18 protein-coding genes are annotated in these 17785 nt (G+C 69.1%); 8 read left to right on the forward strand and 10 right to left on the reverse strand.

What is annotated here, in order from left to right; all coding sequences use genetic code 11:
- Window positions 1–72 precede the first annotated feature (72 nt).
- From K4G22_RS14960 to dnaA, 5 genes are all read right to left on the reverse strand, one after another.
- Window positions 73–651, reverse strand: coding sequence for a DciA family protein (locus K4G22_RS14960; protein WP_425336690.1), 579 nt, complete (start codon window positions 649–651; stop codon window positions 73–75).
- A complete protein-coding gene (recF, locus tag K4G22_RS14965; RefSeq protein WP_228080727.1) occupies window positions 644–1774 on the reverse strand; it encodes a DNA replication/repair protein RecF in 1131 nt (376 codons plus the stop codon). The genes K4G22_RS14960 and recF overlap by 8 nt, the downstream gene beginning before the upstream one ends.
- Before the next feature lie 30 nt (window positions 1775–1804).
- Window positions 1805–2683, reverse strand: coding sequence for a phosphogluconate dehydrogenase (NAD(+)-dependent, decarboxylating) (gnd, locus tag K4G22_RS14970; protein ID WP_228080728.1), 879 nt, complete (start codon window positions 2681–2683; stop codon window positions 1805–1807).
- Window positions 2684–2818: 135 nt separating this feature from the next.
- Window positions 2819–3949 carry a DNA polymerase III subunit beta gene (dnaN, locus tag K4G22_RS14975; protein WP_228084093.1) on the reverse strand — a complete coding sequence of 377 codons (1131 nt, stop codon included), beginning with the start codon at window positions 3947–3949 and terminating at the stop codon, window positions 2819–2821.
- Between the two features lie 941 nt (window positions 3950–4890).
- Window positions 4891–6660, reverse strand: a complete 1770-nt coding sequence (dnaA, locus tag K4G22_RS14980) for a chromosomal replication initiator protein DnaA (RefSeq protein ID WP_228080729.1) — start codon at window positions 6658–6660, stop codon at window positions 4891–4893.
- A gap of 384 nt (window positions 6661–7044) precedes the next feature.
- On the opposite strand from dnaA, the gene rpmH reads away from it, so the two are divergent.
- From rpmH to K4G22_RS15020, 8 genes are all read left to right on the forward strand, one after another.
- Window positions 7045–7182: a 50S ribosomal protein L34 gene (gene rpmH / locus K4G22_RS14985; RefSeq protein WP_228080730.1), complete on the forward strand. Its 138-nt coding sequence runs from the start codon at window positions 7045–7047 to the stop codon at window positions 7180–7182.
- Between the two features lie 23 nt (window positions 7183–7205).
- Window positions 7206–7574, forward strand: coding sequence for a ribonuclease P protein component (gene rnpA, locus K4G22_RS14990; RefSeq protein ID WP_228080731.1), 369 nt, complete (start codon window positions 7206–7208; stop codon window positions 7572–7574).
- Window positions 7571–7885: a membrane protein insertion efficiency factor YidD gene (gene yidD, locus K4G22_RS14995; RefSeq protein ID WP_228080732.1), complete on the forward strand. Its 315-nt coding sequence runs from the start codon at window positions 7571–7573 to the stop codon at window positions 7883–7885. Before rnpA ends, yidD begins: the two co-directional genes overlap by 4 nt.
- Before the next feature lie 12 nt (window positions 7886–7897).
- Window positions 7898–9043: a membrane protein insertase YidC gene (gene yidC, locus K4G22_RS15000; protein WP_228084094.1), complete on the forward strand. Its 1146-nt coding sequence runs from the start codon at window positions 7898–7900 to the stop codon at window positions 9041–9043.
- 15 nt (window positions 9044–9058) lie between these two features.
- Complete coding sequence (locus K4G22_RS15005; RefSeq protein ID WP_228080733.1) at window positions 9059–9568, forward strand: Jag family protein; 510 nt, start codon at window positions 9059–9061, stop codon at window positions 9566–9568.
- Window positions 9565–10296, forward strand: coding sequence for a 16S rRNA (guanine(527)-N(7))-methyltransferase RsmG (gene rsmG / locus K4G22_RS15010; RefSeq protein ID WP_228080734.1), 732 nt, complete (start codon window positions 9565–9567; stop codon window positions 10294–10296). Before K4G22_RS15005 ends, rsmG begins: the two co-directional genes overlap by 4 nt.
- A gap of 307 nt (window positions 10297–10603) precedes the next feature.
- Window positions 10604–11665 carry a ParA family protein gene (locus K4G22_RS15015; RefSeq protein WP_228080735.1) on the forward strand — a complete coding sequence of 354 codons (1062 nt, stop codon included), beginning with the start codon at window positions 10604–10606 and terminating at the stop codon, window positions 11663–11665.
- Window positions 11662–12792 carry a ParB/RepB/Spo0J family partition protein gene (locus K4G22_RS15020; RefSeq protein ID WP_228080736.1) on the forward strand — a complete coding sequence of 377 codons (1131 nt, stop codon included), beginning with the start codon at window positions 11662–11664 and terminating at the stop codon, window positions 12790–12792. The genes K4G22_RS15015 and K4G22_RS15020 overlap by 4 nt, the downstream gene beginning before the upstream one ends.
- Before the next feature lie 76 nt (window positions 12793–12868).
- On the opposite strand, the gene trxA is transcribed toward K4G22_RS15020, so the two are convergent.
- The 5 genes from trxA to K4G22_RS15045 form a co-directional block, all read right to left on the reverse strand.
- Window positions 12869–13198: a thioredoxin gene (gene trxA, locus K4G22_RS15025; RefSeq protein ID WP_228080737.1), complete on the reverse strand. Its 330-nt coding sequence runs from the start codon at window positions 13196–13198 to the stop codon at window positions 12869–12871.
- 59 nt (window positions 13199–13257) lie between these two features.
- Window positions 13258–14226 (reverse strand): thioredoxin-disulfide reductase, encoded by a 969-nt coding sequence (gene trxB / locus K4G22_RS15030; RefSeq protein ID WP_228080738.1) that lies wholly within the window; start codon window positions 14224–14226, stop codon window positions 13258–13260.
- Between the two features lie 162 nt (window positions 14227–14388).
- The gene (locus K4G22_RS15035) at window positions 14389–15276 is read right to left on the reverse strand and encodes an anti-sigma factor family protein (protein ID WP_228080739.1); all 888 of its coding nucleotides are present in this window, start codon (window positions 15274–15276) and stop codon (window positions 14389–14391) included.
- A complete protein-coding gene (gene sigM, locus K4G22_RS15040) occupies window positions 15269–15961 on the reverse strand; it encodes an RNA polymerase sigma factor SigM (RefSeq protein WP_228080740.1) in 693 nt (230 codons plus the stop codon). Before sigM ends, K4G22_RS15035 begins: the two co-directional genes overlap by 8 nt.
- A 58-nt stretch (window positions 15962–16019) precedes the next feature.
- Window positions 16020–17762 carry a protein kinase family protein gene (locus tag K4G22_RS15045; protein WP_228080741.1) on the reverse strand — a complete coding sequence of 581 codons (1743 nt, stop codon included), beginning with the start codon at window positions 17760–17762 and terminating at the stop codon, window positions 16020–16022.
- Window positions 17763–17785 lie beyond the last annotated feature (23 nt).

Genomic DNA, 17785 nt, shown 5'->3' on the forward strand with positions numbered 1-17785 from the left:
GCGCTCAGCGCTTCCGCCTGTCAACCTTCACGGACGTGACCGGCGTCACTTCCGGCGACCCGAACCTCAGCCCTACCCATAGGTGTCACCGGGCCCTCTGCTCCCGGGAGCGCGCAGCCGCCCCCGGGGGCCGGCGGGCGCCGCGGGGCCCAGCACCTTGATCAGGGTGACGCTGCCCTGGCCCAGGTCGGCGTTGAGCCGCGCCAGCAGCTGGGGCGCCAACAACCGCAGCTGAGTGGCCCAGGCGGTGGCGTCGCAGCGCACCGTCAGCACCCTCGTCCGCTCGTCGTACCCCTCGGGCGCGCAGTGCTGAGCGACCTCGGGGCCGACCAACTCCGGCCAGCGGCCGAGCACTCCGCCGACGGCCAGCGGCATCTCCCAGCCGCGTTCCACGGAGAGCCGCGCCACCGCGGCACCCAACGGCAGCGGATCACGCCCTCCGGCGCGCGCGCCGGAGCGCAGACCACCACGGCGCGCATCGCGACGCTGCTGAACCATGGCACCACGCGCCCGCGCACGCTCCTTGGCCGCCCGCAACGCCACCCGCGCCAGATCCACCCCGGAGGGCTCGGGCACCGCGCCGGCCTCGCCCCGGGCGGGGCGGCCGTCCGAAGCGTCGCCCCCCTCCCGGGCGCGCGGCACCTCACTCACGCTCCACCAGCCCCTCCGCGACGCCGAACCGCACGCCGGCCAGCACCTCGGGAACGTCCTCGGGAACGGCGGCCGTGACCAGCACCTGCTCGGCCGAGACCACCAACTCGGCCAGCCGCCTGCGACGATGCGCGTCGAGCTCGGCGAAGACGTCGTCCAGGATCAGCACCGGCTCCGGGCCCTCGTCCCGCAGCAGGCCGTAGGACGCCAGCCGCAGCGCCAGGGCCAACGACCAGGACTCGCCATGGCTGGCGTAGCCCTTCGCCGGCATGTCCCCCAGCCGCAGCAGCAGTTCGTCCCTGTGCGGCCCGACCAGCGTGACCCCGCGCTCGATCTCCCGCTTCCTGGCCTCGGCCAACGCCTCGGTGAGCAGCGCGACATGCTCCTCGCGGCCGGCCGCTTCGGCCGACCGCTCGCCCGCCGAGCCCTGGTACTCCAGGACCACGGGGCCGCCCCCCGGCGCCACCTGCTCATAGGCCTTGTCCGTCAACGGCCGCAGCGCGTCGAGCAGCGCCAGGCGCTGCACCACCAACTCCGCGCCCACCCGCGCCAGATGCTGGTCCCAGACGTCGAGCGTCGAGAGATCCATCCCCCGACCGCCGTGGCGCCGGGCCATCGCGGCGGATCTCAACAACGAGTTCCGCTGCTTCAACACCCGCTCGTACTCGGCGCGAACCCCGGCCAGCCGGGGCACCCGCGCCGTCACCAACTCGTCGAGGAAACGGCGCCGCTCCGCGGGATCGCCCTTCACCAGACGGAGATCCTCGGGAGCGAACAGGACCGTGCGCACAATGCCCAGCAGATCGCGGGGCCGCACCTGGGAGGAACGGTTCAGCCGCGCCCGGTTCGCCCGGCCGGGGTTCAGCTCCAGCTCCACCAGCTGCTGGCGCTCGCCCTCCCGCACCGAGGCGCGGACCACCGCGCGCTCGGCGCCCATCCGCACCAGCGGCGCGTCGGACGACACCCGATGGCTGCCCAGGGTGGCCAGATAGCCGATGGCCTCGACCAGATTGGTCTTGCCCTGGCCGTTCGCGCCCAGAAACGCCGTGACCCCGGGGCCGAGCTCGACCTCGGCCCTGGCGTACGAACGGAAGTCGGCCAGCGACAGATGTGTCACATGCACGGCGGTGGGCCAACCTCCCCGGACGACAAGCTACTTCGAACTCTCGACGGCATGGCCGCCGAACTGGTTGCGCAGCGCGGCGACCATCTTCATCTGCGGCGAGTCCTCCTGCCGCGAGGAGAACCGCGCGAAGAGCGAGGCGGTGATCGCCGGCAGCGGCACCGCGTGGTCGATGGCGGCCTCCACCGTCCAACGGCCCTCGCCCGAATCCGCCGCATAGCCGCGCAACGCGGCCAGATGCTCGTCGTCGTCCAGCGCCCGCACCGCCAGATCCAGCAGCCAGGAACGGATGACCGTCCCCTCCTGCCAGGAGCGGAACACCTCCCGGACGTCCGTGACCTCTTCGGCCGCCTCCAGCAACTCCCAGCCCTCGGCGAACGCCTGCATCATCGCGTACTCGATGCCGTTGTGCACCATCTTGGCGAAGTGCCCGGCACCGACCCGGCCGGCGTGCACAGCGCCGAACTCACCGGCGGGACGCAGCGCGTCGAAGATCGGCTGCACCCGGGCCACATGCTCGGCGTCGCCGCCGTACATCAGCGCATAGCCGTTCTCCAGGCCCCAGACCCCGCCGGAGACCCCGCAGTCGACAAAGCCGATGCCCCGGGCCGCCAGCTCCTTCGCGTGCCTGGCGTCGTCCGTCCAGCGGGAGTTCCCGCCGTCGACCACCACATCGCCCGGGGAGAGCGCCTCCGCCAGCTCGTTCACCACCGACTGGGTGACCTCACCGGCCGGCACCATCAGCCACACCACCCGGGGCGCGGCCAGCGCATCCACCATCTCCCGCAGGCTGTGCACATCGGCGGCCTCCGTGTCGGGGGCGTACCCCACAACGGTGTGACCGGCCCGGCGGATGCGCTCGCGCATGTTGCCGCCCATCTTGCCGAGGCCGACGAGACCCAGCTCCATCAGGAACTCCTTCGTAGCGTTGTACCTGCCGCCGAGCCTACGCCCGACCCCGCGCGCACACCTGCGGGGTCAGCCGCTCAAAAGCGCAGCTCAAACCGTACGGCCGCCACTGAGCTCCCGGCCGGGAGCGCTCGCTCAGCCGCTCAGCCGCACCGGCATGATCAGGTACTTGTACGTCTCGTCCGCCTCGGCGTCCACTGCGGGGCGTCCGCTCAGCAGCGCCGGCTTGGTCGAGGTGGTGAAGGAGAGCTGGGCCACCGGGGAGTCGATCGCGCTCAGCCCCTCAAGCAGGAAACCGGGGTTGAACGCGATGGAGATGTCGTCGCCCTCCAGCTGGGCGTCCACCCGCTCCACAGCCTGTGCGTCGTCGCTCGACCCCGCCTCCAGGATCAGCACGCCCTGCTCGAAGTTGAGCCGCACCGGGGTGTTCCGCTCGGCGACCAGCGCCACCCGCTTGACGGCCTCGACGAAGGGGGCCGTCTCGATCACGGCGACGGAGTTGAACTCGGTGGGGAAGAGCGTGCGGTACTTCGGCAGATCGCCCTCCAGCAGCCGCGTGGTGGTGCGCCGGCCCGCGCCCTCGAAGCCGATCAGGCCCTCGCCGGCGCCGGCCCCTGAGAGCGCCAGGGAGACCGTGTCGCCGCCGCTGAGGGACTTGGCCGTGTCCAGCAGCGTCTTGGCGGGCACCAGGGCCACCGAGGACACGTCTGCGACCTCGGGCTTCCACAGGAACTCCCGCACGGCGAACCGGTAGCGGTCGGTGGAGGCGAGCGTGACCACGTCGCCCTCGATCTCCACCCGCACGCCGGTCAGCACCGGGAGCGTGTCGTCCCGGCCCGCCGCGATGGCCACCTGGGAGACGGCGGAGGCGAACACCTCGGCCGACACCGTGCCCGTGGCCGTCGGCATCTGCGGCAGCGCCGGGTACTCCTCCACAGGCAGTGTGTGGAGCGTGAAGCGTGAGGAGCCGCAGACCACTGTGACCCGCACGCCGTCCGAGGAGATCTCGACCGGGCGGTTGGGCAGCGAGCGGCAGATGTCCGCCAGCAGGCGCCCGGAGACGAGCACCGTGCCCTCGTCCTCGACCTCCACCTCGACGGAGACCCGCGCCGACACCTCGTAGTCGAAGCCGGAGAGGCTCAACGCCCCTTCCTCGGCCTTCAGCAGCAGTCCTGCGAGAACCGGCACCGGAGGTCGGGCCGGCAGGCTGCGGGCGGCCCACGCCACCGCCTCCGCGAGCACATCGCGTTCCACCCGGATCTTCACTTCAGCCGCCTCCCGCTGTTGCTGGCCGCTCGCCCTGCTGGCTTCCTGTTGGGCCACCAGTCTGACTCACGGCACTGACAGTAGGTGCTCCGGTGAGTCAAATCGAGGCGCGCTGGGTAGATCGTCGCCGGGCCAGTTGTGCACAGCCCCCACTTCGAATCGAGTCTCCCGGCTTATATCCGTAGTCGTAGTAGTAGGGCCTGTGGAAACGGTGGATAACTCCAATTCCCCTGGTCAGAGCCTGTTTTCTGTACACAGGCCCTGTGGGCGGAGCGGTGGATGAAGCAGCCCTCCCTGTGGACAGAGCCCGGCTGTCCACAGCTCATCCCCAGGTGACCCCGAGTTCTCAACAGGTCTGTCCCCAGATTTCGGAGAGTTATCAACAGCTCACGAGGCGCTCCACTGTGACCTGTTTCACTCGTCTCAGTGAAGCGGCGCGTTATGTTGCCGAACAGTGGATAAACCTGTGGATTGCCTGTGTACAACTGCCCCTTTCCTGTGGGTAGCTGGTCCTCGGCGGTGGATAACGCGATCGCGGCGCTTCGACCCGCGGCGGCTGTCCACAGGCTGTGGATGATCGTTTTCCACACATCCACAGGCACCTGACCTGCGGAAGCCGTCTCCGAGCCGCCAGCCTGTGGACACGATTCTGGACGACACGCCAACCTCACAGGGTGTGGACAGCCACAACTCGCCCAACCTGTGGGAAACATGGTGGGCCACGTCGCTAATCGAACAGCTCCCTCGGGCCCGTTCCCGTGCCGGCGGCTCGTCGCCGACGTCGAACCGGGCCGTGGAGCGGCGGGAACCCGGGCGCGCGAAGGGGGCGCGCTCGTGGGCACGAGGGCGCCTGAAGGCGGTGCGGGGGCGTGGGGAGGCGTGCGGGCGCGGCAGGCGCGCGCCGCTGCCCGGACGATGGCGCGGGGCCGCCGGCGGGGCCGTCAGCCGTTCTTGATGCGGTTGGTGAGTTCGGTGACCTGGTTGTAGATGGAGCGCCGCTCCGCCATCAGCGCCCGAATCTTGCGGTCCGCGTGCATCACGGTGGTGTGATCACGCCCGCCGAAGTGCTGACCGATCTTGGGCAGCGACAGATCGGTCAGTTCACGACAGAGATACATGGCGATCTGTCGAGCGGTCACCAGGATCCGGCTCCGCGACGAGCCGGCCAGGTCCTCGATGGTCAGGCCGAAGTAGTCGGCCACGGCCGAGGTGATGGCGTCGGCCGTGATCTCCGGGGTGGCGTTCTCGCCGCCGGGGATCAGGTCCTTCAACACGATCTCGGTCAGGCCCAGGTCGACCGGCTGCCTGTTGAGGCTCGCGAAGGCGGTGACCCGGATCAGCGCGCCCTCCAACTCCCTGATGTTGCGGGAGATCCGGGAGGCGATGAACTCCAGCACCTCGGGGGGCGCGTTCAACTGCTCCTGCACGGCCTTCTTGCGAAGGATGGCGATCCTGGTCTCCAGCTCGGGCGGCTGGACGTCGGTGATCAGACCCCACTCGAAGCGGTTCCGCAGCCGGTCCTCCAGGGTGATCAGCTGCTTGGGCGGCCGGTCGGAGGAGAGGACGATCTGCTTGTTGGCGTTGTGCAGGGTGTTGAAGGTGTGGAAGAACTCCTCCTGCGTGGACTCCTTGCTGGCGAGGAACTGGACGTCGTCCACCAGCAGGATGTCCATGTCGCGGTACCGCTTCCGGAAGGCGTCCGCCTTGCCGTCGCGGATGGAGTTGATGAATTCGTTGGTGAACTCCTCGGAGCTGACGTAACGCACCCGGGTCCCCGGGTAGAGGCTCCTCGCGTAGTGCCCGATCGCGTGCAGCAGGTGGGTCTTGCCAAGACCCGACTCGCCGTAGATGAACAGCGGGTTGTACGCCTTGGCCGGCGCCTCGGCCACGGCCACGGCGGCGGCGTGCGCGAAGCGGTTGGACGCGCCGATCACAAAGGTGTCGAAGAGGTACTTCGGGTTCAGCCGCGCGGTCGGTTCGCCTGGACCCGTCGCCGGTGCCGGCTGCGCGGCCAGCGGGCCGGGGGCGCCGCCCGAGGCGCCCGGCTGGCCACCCGGTTCGTAGCGTCCGTAGCGCTGGTCCTGGTAGCGCCGCTCCCCGGCGTACTGCTGTTCGGCATAGGCCTGCTCGGCGTACCGCTGGTCCTGGTAGGACGGCTCGGAGTACGCCTGCTCCCCATAACGCCGTTCGCCGTACTGCTGTTCTCCGTAGGACGACTCATACCCGTCGGGCCGCCCGTAGGACGGGTAGTCCCCGCGCGGCTGGCGCCACTGCGGGCTCTCCTGGCGCGGGATCTGGTGCCGCTCGGGGTAGGCGGGGCGGGCGTTGGGCAGCTCGGGAGCGCGGTCCCTGTCGCGGTAGCCGTCGTCGCCGTAACCCTCGTCCGCCGGCGGCTCTGGCCTGGCGGGTGGCTGCTCGGGAGCGGCGGGCGCGGCGTCGGGCGGCGGCGCGGTCACGGTGATCGCGAGCCGGACCGGCTGGCCGCACTCCCGGCTGAGCGCCTCGCTGATCAGCGGGGCGAGCCGTCCCTCCAGGACGTTCTTGGCGTACTCGTTGGGCACGCCCAACAGAGCGGTGCCGGAGACCAGGGCCAGCGGCTGGCAGTCCTGGAGCCAGCGCTGGTCCTTGGACTCCAGGCGTTGGCCGTCGGAGAGCATGGCGGTAAGAGCCCGAGGCCAGACCGCTGCGAGGTCTGCTGGAAGGTCAGCCACGAGGCACGCTCTCTCACTCGCAAGGGTGGCGCTGGCGTTGGCGGGCACCCGTGGGGTGTGACGCCGTGGGCGATCGGGAAAGATTCCGAGTTCAGCCACGTTAGTCAGCGCGAGGCGCGCGCATCAAGTCGTTGTCCACAGCCTGTGTACAGGAGTGCGCCGTCCGAGTTTGACCTGTGGGTCGCGTCGCGCGTACCGTTGCCAGGTCGAGTTGTCGATGGCTGCTGCCGCCTGCCTCCGATGGCCCGCCTCCGATACAGAGGTGTTGAGCGGCTGACTCGGGCGTTGCGCTGCCCTCGCGGGCGCACGGTGACAGCCAGCGACGGTCCACAAGCTGTCTCGGCCTAGTCGTGCCGGAACACCGAAGATCTCTGGAGTCCCCGAGTGAGCAAGCGCACCTTCCAGCCGAACAACCGGCGCAGGGCCAAGACCCACGGCTTCCGGCTGCGGATGCGGACCCGTGCCGGCCGCGCCATCATCGCCACCCGCCGCGCCAAGGGCCGCGCCCGTCTGTCGGCCTGAGTCACTGACCACAGGTCCATGCGGTGCTGCCCCCTGAGAACCGGCTGAGGCGGCGAGAGGACTTCGCGACCGCGATGCGCCGGGGGCGCAGGGCCGGACGCCCGCACCTCGTCGTCCATCTGCGTGGTGGAACGGACCCGCACGTGGCGGAGGAGAGCGCTCCTCCGCCACGTGCGGGTTTCGTCGTAAGCAAAGCCATCGGGAACTCGGTCGTCCGGCATCGGGTGCAGCGTCGGCTGCGTCACCTGATGCGTGCGCGGTTGTCGGTTTTGCCCGCCGGTAGCCTGGTGGTAGTGCGGGCCCTGCCCGGCGCGGAGAGTGCCGCGTCTGATCAGCTGGCTCGGGAGCTCGACGCCGCGCTGGAGCGGTTGCTTGGAGGGGTACGCGCATGAAGTACCCGCTGCTGCTGCTGATCAAGCTGTATCAGTGGACGATCAGTCCACTGCTCGGCCCGGTCTGTCGTTACTATCCGTCGTGCTCCCACTACGGATACGGCGCCATCGATCGGCATGGTGCGCTCAAGGGCACGGCATTGACGGCCTGGCGCATCCTGCGTTGCAACCCCTGGTCGCGCGGTGGGGTGGATCACGTTCCCCCGCGCAAGCGTCCGGTCTGGCACCAGTCGCTCCGGGACCGACTGCGGCACCGGTCTCTCCATCCTGCTTCGCCCGGGGGTGCCCCCAACAATGCCCAAGGAGCCTGATCCGTGGACACGATCAATTCGATCCTCAGTCCTCTCTATATCGCCGTTTCGTGGATCGTTGTCCAGTTCCACAGTCTCTACAGTCTGGTCTTCGACGAGGACAGCGGTTGGGCCTGGGGCCTGTCGATCTTCTCCCTGGTGGTAGTGATCCGGGTCGCCCTGATCCCGCTCTTCGTGAAGCAGATCAAGGCCACCCGGAACATGCAGGCGATCCAGCCGCGGATGAAGAAGATCCAGGAGCGCTACAAGAACGACCGGCAGCGTCAGTCCGAAGAGATGATGAAGCTGTACCGGGAGACGGGTACCAACCCGCTGGCCAGCTGTCTTCCCATCCTGGCGCAGTCGCCGTTCTTCATCGCGCTCTTCCAGGTGCTGAACCACATCGCGAGCAACAAGACGGTCGGCGTCCTCAACGCGGAGCAGGTGACCAGCGCCCGCGAGGCGACGATCTTCGGGGCGCCGATCGCCAGCCGCTTCATGGACGGCGCCGGCAAGCTGGCCGAGTTCGGCGCGACGCAGGCCAACGTCCGCACCGTCACCATCATCATGATCGTGCTGATGTCGGCGTCGCAGTTCTACACCCAGCGTCAGCTCATGACGAAGAACGTCGACCTCACGGTCAAGACGCCGTTCATGAACCAGCAGAAGATGTTGATGTACATCTTCCCGATCATGTTCGCCGTCTTCGGTGTCAACTTCCCGGTCGGCGTGCTGATCTACTGGCTGACCACCAACGTCTGGACGCTCGGCCAGCAGATGTATGTGATCACGCGTAACCCCACTCCGGGCAGCGTGGCGTACAAGCAGCGTCAGGAGCGGCTCCGCAAGAAGGGCAAGCTGGAGGAGGAGGCCCCCCCGGCCAACCTCAAGAAGACCGGTGAGGCCACCAAGCCCGGCCGTGTCCAGCCCAAGCGGCAGAGCAAGTCCCAGCGCCAGTCCGGCGGGCAGCAGCCCACTTCCCCGAACCGGGAGAAGCCCGCTACGCCGAGCCTGGAGAAGCCCGGGCAGAACGGCAACGCGTCGCAGAACGGCAACGCGTCGTCCTCGGGCGGTGCTCAGTCCTCCGGTAAGGCTCAGCCGCAGAAGAAGCAGCGGGGACAGCAGGCCAAGAAGTCCTCGTCGGGCAAGCCCAAGCCGTCCGCCAAAAGCAAGAAGTAAGAAGGAGCCTCACCCGTGACGGACACCACCTCAACCGCCGCTCCCGAGGAGACCGACGACCTGACCCGCCTGGAGCAGGAGGGTGAGATCGCGGCCGACTACCTGGAGGGGCTGCTCGATATCGCCGATCTGGACGGCGATATCGACATGGACGTGGAGGGTGACCGGGCGGCCGTGTCGATCATCTCCGACGCTCCCTCGCGCGACCTCCAGAAGCTGGTGGGGCGCGAGGGCGAGGTGCTGGAGGCGATCCAGGAGCTGACCCGGCTCGCGGTGCACCGGGAGACGGGCGAGCGCAGCCGGCTGATGCTGGACATCTCCGGGTTCCGCGCTCGCAAGCGGGAGAAGCTCACCACCCTGGGCGCCGAGACCGCCCAGCAGGTGAAGGAGTCCGGCGAGCCGGTGAAGCTTCAGCCGATGACGCCCTTCGAGCGCAAGGTCGTGCACGACGCGGTGGCGGCGGCGGGCCTGCGCAGCGAATCCGAGGGTGAGGAGCCGCAGCGGCGCGTGGTCGTCCTGCCGTGAGCCAGGACACCACGCCGGTATCGGCGTTGCCCGAGCCGCCTGAGGCGGCTCACAAGGTGTTCGGCGAGCGCTTGGCGGACGCGGTGCGATACGCGGAGCTGCTCGCCGATGTGGGGGTCAGGCGTGGGCTGATCGGCCCCCGTGAGGTCCCCCGGCTCTGGGAGCGCCATCTGCTGAACTGCGCCGTCCTCTCCGAGGTGGTGCCCGAGGACGTCACGGTCTGCGATGTGGGCTCGGGCGCCGGGCTGCCGGGGATTCCCCTCGCCCTGGTGCGACCGGATCTGCGGATCACCCTGCTCGAACCGCTGCTGCGGCGCACCAACTTTCTGCATGAGGTCGCCGAGCTGCTGGGCCTGGAGCAGATGACCATTGTCCGAGGCAGGGCGGAGGAGGTCCTCTCCACCTTCACTCCGGTGCATGTGGTCACCGCTCGGGCGGTGGCCCCGTTGGACCGGCTGGCGGGCTGGGGCGTTCCCCTGCTGCGTCCCTATGGGGAGATGCTGGCCATCAAGGGGGAGACCGCGGAGCAGGAGCTGAAGGCGTCCCGTGGCGCGCTGGCCAAGTTGGGTGTGGTGCGCACCTCCATGCTCCAGGCTGGCGCCGGAGTCGTGGATCCGCCGTCCACGGTGGTCCGCGTGGAGGTCGGTGAGAGCCCGGGTGGTGTGCGCTTCGCCGCCAAGCGGGCCAAGGCCGCCCGGCGAGGAACGGGGCGGCGACAGCGGCGCTGAGGCCGTCTCAGCGCCATGAAACGTGGAGCCCGCCCCTCAGGGGCGGGCTCCGTTCGTCCGAAGCGACGGTAAACGGATCCAATATCCCCCAGGCGGAGTGTCCTGCCCCGCGGTGAGGGCTGCCGTGGGCATCGTGTTTCACGTGAAACGCCGCTCGCTGCTCCAGGGAATCATCAGCCGCGGGCGCGCGACCGCCGAGCCGCGCGTCCGTCGTCCTCGATCTTCACCCCAAAGTGGGTCGCCGGTATCCACAGATGGCCCGTCATCCACAGCTAGCTGGTCCTCGCTGGTTCATGACCCCAAGAACATGGCAGTCTTTGACTCCAAAGAGGCTGTGCGTGTCGAGGAGAGTGAACCATTGCGGTCCGACGCCAACACTGCTGGGCCGACGGCCGATCCGGTCCCGGGGCCCCGCTCCCAGACGGCTGACGGTCCCGGAGGTGCCGTTGACATGGGGACCAGCGCGCCGCCGCCGGCCGAGGGAGCCCCAGTAGCCCGCGCGGCGCAGCAGGCCATCGCCGCTATGCACCGCACCAGCGGAGCTCTTCCCAGGCCGGCTCAAACGCGCATCATGGTCGTTGCCAATCAGAAGGGCGGCGTTGGTAAGACCACCACCACGGTCAATCTCGCCGCATCGCTCGCGCTCCATGGGGCGCGGGTGCTGGTCATCGATCTCGACCCCCAGGGCAACGCGTCCACGGCGCTGGGTATCGACCATCACGCCGAGGTTCCCTCGATCTACGACGTGCTGGTGGAGAGCAAGCCACTGTCCGATGTGGTCCAGCCGGTTCGAGACGTGGAGGGGCTCTTCTGCGCCCCCGCCACCATCGACCTCGCGGGCGCCGAGATCGAGTTGGTGTCGTTGGTCGCCAGGGAGAGCAGGCTGCAACGGGCCATCAGCGCCTATGAGCAGCCGCTCGACTATGTGCTGATCGACTGCCCCCCGTCGCTGGGCCTGCTCACGGTCAACGCCCTGGTGGCGGGCGCCGAGGTGGTCATTCCGATCCAGTGCGAGTACTACGCGCTGGAGGGACTGGGGCAGTTGCTCCGCAACGTCGAGTTGGTGCGTGGCCATCTGAACCCCCAGCTCCATGTCTCCACCATCTTGCTGACGATGTACGACGGGCGCACTCGGCTTGCCTCGCAGGTGGCCGAGGAGGTGCGAGGGCACTTCGGGACCGAGGTGCTCCGCACCAACATCCCGCGGTCCGTTCGGATCTCGGAGGCACCCAGCTATGGACAGACCGTTCTCACCTATGACCCGGGCTCCAGTGGTTCGCTGTCCTACCTGGAGGCAGCCCGGGAGATCGCGCTTCGTGGCGCGATCCCGCAGCAGGAACAGCACAACCCGGTGGAGGGGGCTCAGTGAGTGAGCGACGTAGAGGGCTGGGCCGAGGGCTGGGCGCACTGATCCCGGCAGCGCCCAAGAGCTCCGAGGACACGGCGAACGGAGCGGGCCAGTCCCCCTCGGTCTCGCCCAGCGCGGTACCCCTGTTGACGGCCGATCGAGGCATCGCCGTTCCCCCGTCGGCCGGCGCGCAGCAGCCCCGCGAGGGTGAGCGGCCGGCATCCGGGTCCTCCCCGAAGGAGGACCCCCCGCCCGCCCAGGAGGTGGCGGGAGCGCATTTCGCGGAGCTGCCGCTGAGCGAGATCACGCCCAATCCCCGGCAGCCGCGTGAGGTCTTTGACGAGGACGCGCTCACGGAGTTGGTCACCTCCATCAAGGAGGTGGGTCTGCTTCAGCCGGTGGTGGTGCGCCAGCTGGGGCCCGACCGCTACGAGCTGATCATGGGAGAGCGCCGCTGGCGCGCCTGTGGGCTGGCGGGGCTGGAGACCATCCCCGCCATCGTGCGTGCCACCGAAGACGACAAGATGTTGTTGGACGCGCTGCTGGAGAACCTGCATCGGGCTCAGCTGAACCCGCTGGAGGAGGCCGCCGCCTACGACCAGCTGTTGCGTGACTTCAAGTGCACCCATGACGAGTTGGCCGATCGCATCGGTCGTTCGCGCCCTCAGGTCTCCAACACATTGCGGCTGCTCCGGCTCTCTCCCGCGGTCCAGCGCCGAGTGGCGGCTGGCGTTCTCTCCGCCGGCCATGCTCGGGCGCTGCTCTCGGTGGAGGACCCGGAGGAGCAGAGCAAGTTGGCTCACCGCATCGTCGCCGAAGGACTGTCGGTGCGGGCGGTGGAGGAGATCGTCACACTCCAGGGATCATCCACCAGTAAGAAGGGGGCGCGGGCCAAGGGCCCCAGGGCGGGCGCACGGATCGCGCCGGCTCTGGACACGCTGGCGACCCGCCTCTCCGATCGCTTCGAGACCCGGGTGAAGGTCGACCTCGGCCAGAAGAAGGGGAAGATCGTCGTCGAGTTCGCCTCGATAGACGATCTGGAGCGGATTCTGGGGCAGCTGGCTCCCGGCGAAGGTCCTGTCCTGGAGCAGCAGGCCGCACCGGAGGAGCCAGCCACGACGACGGCCGCCGAGTCCACGGACGACTGAGCGGAGTCCTCAGACAGACGGAGGGCCGCTGGCGTTTCACGTGAAACGCCAGCGGCCCTCCGTCTGGTGTTGTGGGTCAGCCGATGAACTCGCTGAGGTCCCGCTCAATGGCGGCCTTCGGCTTGGCACCGACGATGGTCTTCACGACGTCGCCGCCCTGGTAGACGTTCATGGTCGGGATCGAGAGGATGCCGTACTTGGCGGCCGTCGCCGGGTTCTCGTCGATGTTGAGCTTGACGATGGTGATCTTCTCGGTGTTCTCGGCGGCAATCGCCTCCAGCACCGGAGCGATCTGGCGGCACGGGGGGCACCACTCCGCCCAGAAGTCGACCAGAACGGGCTTGTCGCTCTGGAGGACCTTCTCCTCGAAGTCGGCGTCGGTGGCGGTCACGGTGGCACCAGCCATGGTGCTTCTCCTTTGAACGGGGTAGGGCAGACCTTGCGGTCGACGGGGAGCGGAAGCGGTCAGACCTTGGCTTCCGAGGTGACGGATGCGGCATCGGCCAAGGCCGCGAGATACCTCTCGGCATCCAGGGCCGCGGAACAGCCGGTGCCTGCCGCGGTGATCGCCTGCCGGTAGGTGTGGTCGACCACATCACCAGCGGCGAAGACTCCGGGCACATTGGTGCGCGTGCTGGGGGCGTCCACAGAAATGTAGCCCTCCTCGTCCAAGTCCAGCACGCCCTTGAACAGTTCGACGCGCGGGTCGTGACCGATGGCCACAAACAGCCCGGTCAACGGAAGCTCGGACTTCTCGTCGGACTTGGTGTTGCGCACGACGAGCCCGGAGAGCTTGCCATCCGTACCCTGGATCTCCGCGATCTCGCTGTCCCAGAGGAACTTGATCTTCGGGTCGGCGAAGGCCCGCTCCTGCATGGCCTTGGAGGCGCGCAAGGTGTCCCGTCGGTGAATGACGGTGACGGACCGCGCGAACCGGCTGAGGAAGGTGGCCTCCTCCATGGCGGTGTCCCCGCCGCCGATCACGGCGATGTCCTGCTCACGGAAGAAGAAGCCGTCACAGGTGGCGCAGTACGAGACGCCCCGCCCGGACAGCTCGTCCTCCTGGGGCAGCCCGAGCTTCCGGTGCTGGGAGCCGGTGGTGACGATGATGGCCCTGGCGCTGTGGACGGTTCCGGCGGTGTCCGTGACGGTCTTGATCTCGCCGCTCACATCCACGGCGACGATGTCGTCCGGGATCAGCTCGGCGCCGAAGCGCTCCGCCTGGGCGCGCATGTTGTCCATCAGGTCGGGACCCATGATCCCTTCCTGGAAACCAGGGAAGTTCTCGACCTCGGTCGTGTTCATCAGGGCGCCGCCCGCAGTGACCGCCCCTTCGAAAACAAGCGGGTTGAGCGAGGCGCGTGCGGTGTAGAGCGCGGCGGTATAGCCCGCAGGTCCGGAGCCGATGATGATCACGTTGCGGACGTCGCTCACGGGAATCTTCCTTGTCTGGCGGTCTCTCACCCGGGGCCCTGGCCGGGCCCTCAGTGCCTTAACGGTTCCCAGGGTCCCAGACATTCCCGGCCCCATGCTGCGCCCGGGGCCCTTCGTTTGGATCAGGAGCCGCCGTCCGGGTGTCTCGTCCGCGGGGAAGTCCTACTCGCGGACGTAGCTCTCCTCAAGCAGGATCTCTCCCGTGACCGGTGGAGTGGCGGAGACGCAGGCGGCATCCACCACATAGGCGGTCACCAACTCGGGGTCCTCGGTGTGCGGGAGCACCACAAGATAGGCGTTGACGCCGTTGTAGTCCTCCTCGTTGACGGCGAGCGGCTCCTCGGAGCGGCCGATGGCCTCGTCCACACAGGTGGGCACCGTGGAAAGGGGCCGGAAACTCTCCGGCGACGCTCCCTCGGTCACGCTCTCCGTCGGTTCCTGGCTGGGCTCGCTGGGCGGCGGCGGAGGGGCAGGCTCGTTGTCCTGCTCGGTGGACTCCTCCTCCGGGGCGCTTGCCTCGGCGCTGGGGGCGTCGGCCGTGGGGGAGTCGGCGAGCAGCTCCCGGACCTGTCCCTCCAGCGACTCGACCGGCAACTCGGGGAAGTCGTCCCGCGCCTCCGGCGCTCCACCGGCATCCGCGGCGGAGCTTCCTCCGTCCGCACCGCCACCGGTGGATCCCAGCACCTGGATCAGCGCGCTGCCCATCCCGACCGCCAACACCGCCCCCGCAGCGGCGAGCGCCATCTTGTGGGAGACCAGGCGGCGCGGTCGAGGTGTTTCACGTGAAACCGAGACCGTGAGCGAGGGGGCGGGGACGGGAGTGGGCTCGTTCGCGAGAGCGGCATCGATCCGCAGCGCGATGTCCTCCGGCATGGGACCCGGGTCGGTGTCGTCCCGGAGCGCGGCACGAAGCTCGACAAGATCGGCCAGCACCTCGGCGCAACGATCGCAGCCGGCGAGATGCGCGCGCAGCTCGGCCGCTTCGGGCGCCGGCAGGAGGTCCTCATCCAGCGCGGCAATCTCGGCAGGCTCCGGATGTGTCTCAGTCATGCGTGCCCACCTCCTCGTCGGTGGCGCTGGATGCTCCCCTGTCTCTGGGAGGTGGGACGGATGGACGTGGCGTCTGGTTCCTTGGCGCCTCTCGCTCCGACGCCTTGGGGTGGAGATGCCGGAGAAGGGGCAACAACCGAGCCCTTCCCCGGGCACATCGGCTCTTGATCGTGCCCACCGGCGTCTCCAGAATGCGAGCGGCCTCAGCCACGGGATACCCCTGCATGTCGACGAGGACCAGGGCGGCGCGTTGTTCTACCGGCAGTTCGGCGAGCGCCATGTTCAATTGCCTGCGCAGGTCCTGACGTTCGGCGGGAGCCTCAGCGGACTCATGAGGTTCGAGGAGGTCTTCCAGCCGCTCGGGCTCGGGCATGGGCGAGGTGCGCCGGCTCTGCGCGCGGCGGACTCGATCCAGGCAGGCGTTGACCGTGATGCGGTGCAGCCAGGTGGTGACGGCTGACTGGCCCCGGAAGGTGTGAGCCGCTCGGTATGCCGAGACAAAGGCGTCCTGCAGAGCATCGGCGGCTTCCTCGCGATCTCCGAGCGTGCGCATGGCCACCCGCCAGAGCCGGTCCCGGTGGCGGCGCACCAACTCGGAGAATGCGTCCTGGTCGCCGGCGACGTGCCGCTCCAGTAGCTCCTTGTCGGTGCCCACGACGGGTTGGCTCGGCGCCTGATTGCCCACGGCGGAACCTCCCCTCTCCCCCTGACCGGCCGTACCAGTGTGCTGGTGCGCTGGCTGGTTACTCGTTGATGACGATGCTGGTGATGCGGCCACGGTAGTTGCCGTCCGCCCCCTGTGGCAGTTCGGTGAGCCACACCAGGACGAACCGCGTCTCGACCGGTTCCTCGGCCTGAAGGGCGAGGGCGTCTCCCACACCACTGTCCAGGGTCGTGAAGGCGTCGGGGTCGGTGGGTGCCGTGGTGGCGTCGGGGGCGGCGGCCCGGAACTCCACATGGGTCTCGCCGAGGGTCTCCACCTGCAAGGAGTTGACCAGCTGTGGCTCGCCCAGATCGAGGATCAGCCCGAGCCCCGACTTGTAGCCGCCGAAGGATGGCCCGTAGTAGTTCTTGGTGTGCCAGAAGCTCTCCGGATCACCGTCGATCGCCCGGGGAGCGGCGTCCGGGTTCTGTCCGGGGCCGTAGGGGTCGAACTCGGTGACGGTGTCGATCTCGACGGCGGCCGGGGGCTCCGGAGGCTCCTCCTCGCCCTGGGAAGTGGCCGGGGGCGCCGCCTCCGGTGGGTTGTCTCCCTTGAGCAGGGCATCCGCCAGCTGCCAGCTGCCCAACCCGAGGGCGGCGATCAGCAGCGCTGAGACGCCCAACTTGAGCGCCGTGCCCATCCGGCCCGGCAGCGCCGGCGGCGCCGGGCGGCTGGGGGCAGGCACGCGGGCCATCCCGGTGGGCTGCTGGCCGCCGGCGTGGCCGACGCGTGGGTAGGGCGCTGCCTGGTGGAAGCGAGCGAGCCCGTTGGGGGTCGGCTCCGGCGGCCGGATGCGCGGCAGCGTGCCCAGGGCCTGGCTGAGTTCTTCCGGGGTGGTGAAGGCCGGCTTCTCACTGGCTGCCGTCGCCCCGTCGTTGACGAGGGCCCGCATGGCCAGCTCGGAGAGCCCACGATGCACTCCCGCCCTGAGCTGGTCCGGAGCCACCAGGGGCTCCTTGGCTCCCTTGCTGAACTCGGCGATGCCGCTGAGGCCGTAGACGCCCTCCGGATAGGGCCAGCGCTGGGTGAGAGCGCAGTAGAGCAGCGCGCCGATGGACTCGGTGTCGCTGCGCTCCGGAGCGTCCGACTCGATGCCGCGCAGCGCGGCGTCGACCGCGAGCCCTCGCACGCGGAACTGACCGGGACCGGTGCGCAGCACGGTGGCCGGGTTCAACCGCAGATGGACGAGGTTCTCCCTGTGGGCGGCGGCCATGGCCTCGGAGATCTGGGCGGCCAGCGCATGCGCCTCGTGGGGATCGAGCGGCGCCGTGTGCAGCAGGGTGTGCAGCGGCACCGCGTCGGGCAGCCACTCATGGATCACATAGACCATGCCCTTTTCCTCGACCGCGTCGAGGACCTGGACGAATCTCGGATCGCCGAGCAGCGCGGTGGCGCGGGCCGCGGAGAGCACGGTGGCTGCCCGCTCGTGGTCGGCCGGGAGCACATGGACACCCACCGCGCGGCGCAGCTTCTCATCGACGGCACGCCAGCTGCTGAATCCGTCCAGTCGGGTGATGCACTCTTCCAACCGGTAGCGGTTGGCAAGTCTGTGGCCACTGTGCAGCTCAGCCGAGCGGGGTGCGGGCGAGGGCCGCTCGCCGCCGTCCGTGGTCTCGGGGCCCTCGGCCTCGTTGTCCGTGGTTTCGGCGCCTGTGGACCCGGTGGAGGCGCTCTCCTCGGAGTGCCGCCCCCCTGCGGCCTTCCTGGCACTCGCCGGATCCTGCGGCGGGCTTGCCGTGCTCCGTTCCGCCACCGTCGCTTCCGCCTCCCCGTTTCGGGCCATCGGTCGTGGACTCTGCCAGATTC

The organism is Streptomyces profundus (assembly GCF_020740535.1).
Lineage (GTDB): Bacteria > Actinomycetota > Actinomycetes > Streptomycetales > Streptomycetaceae > Streptomyces > Streptomyces profundus.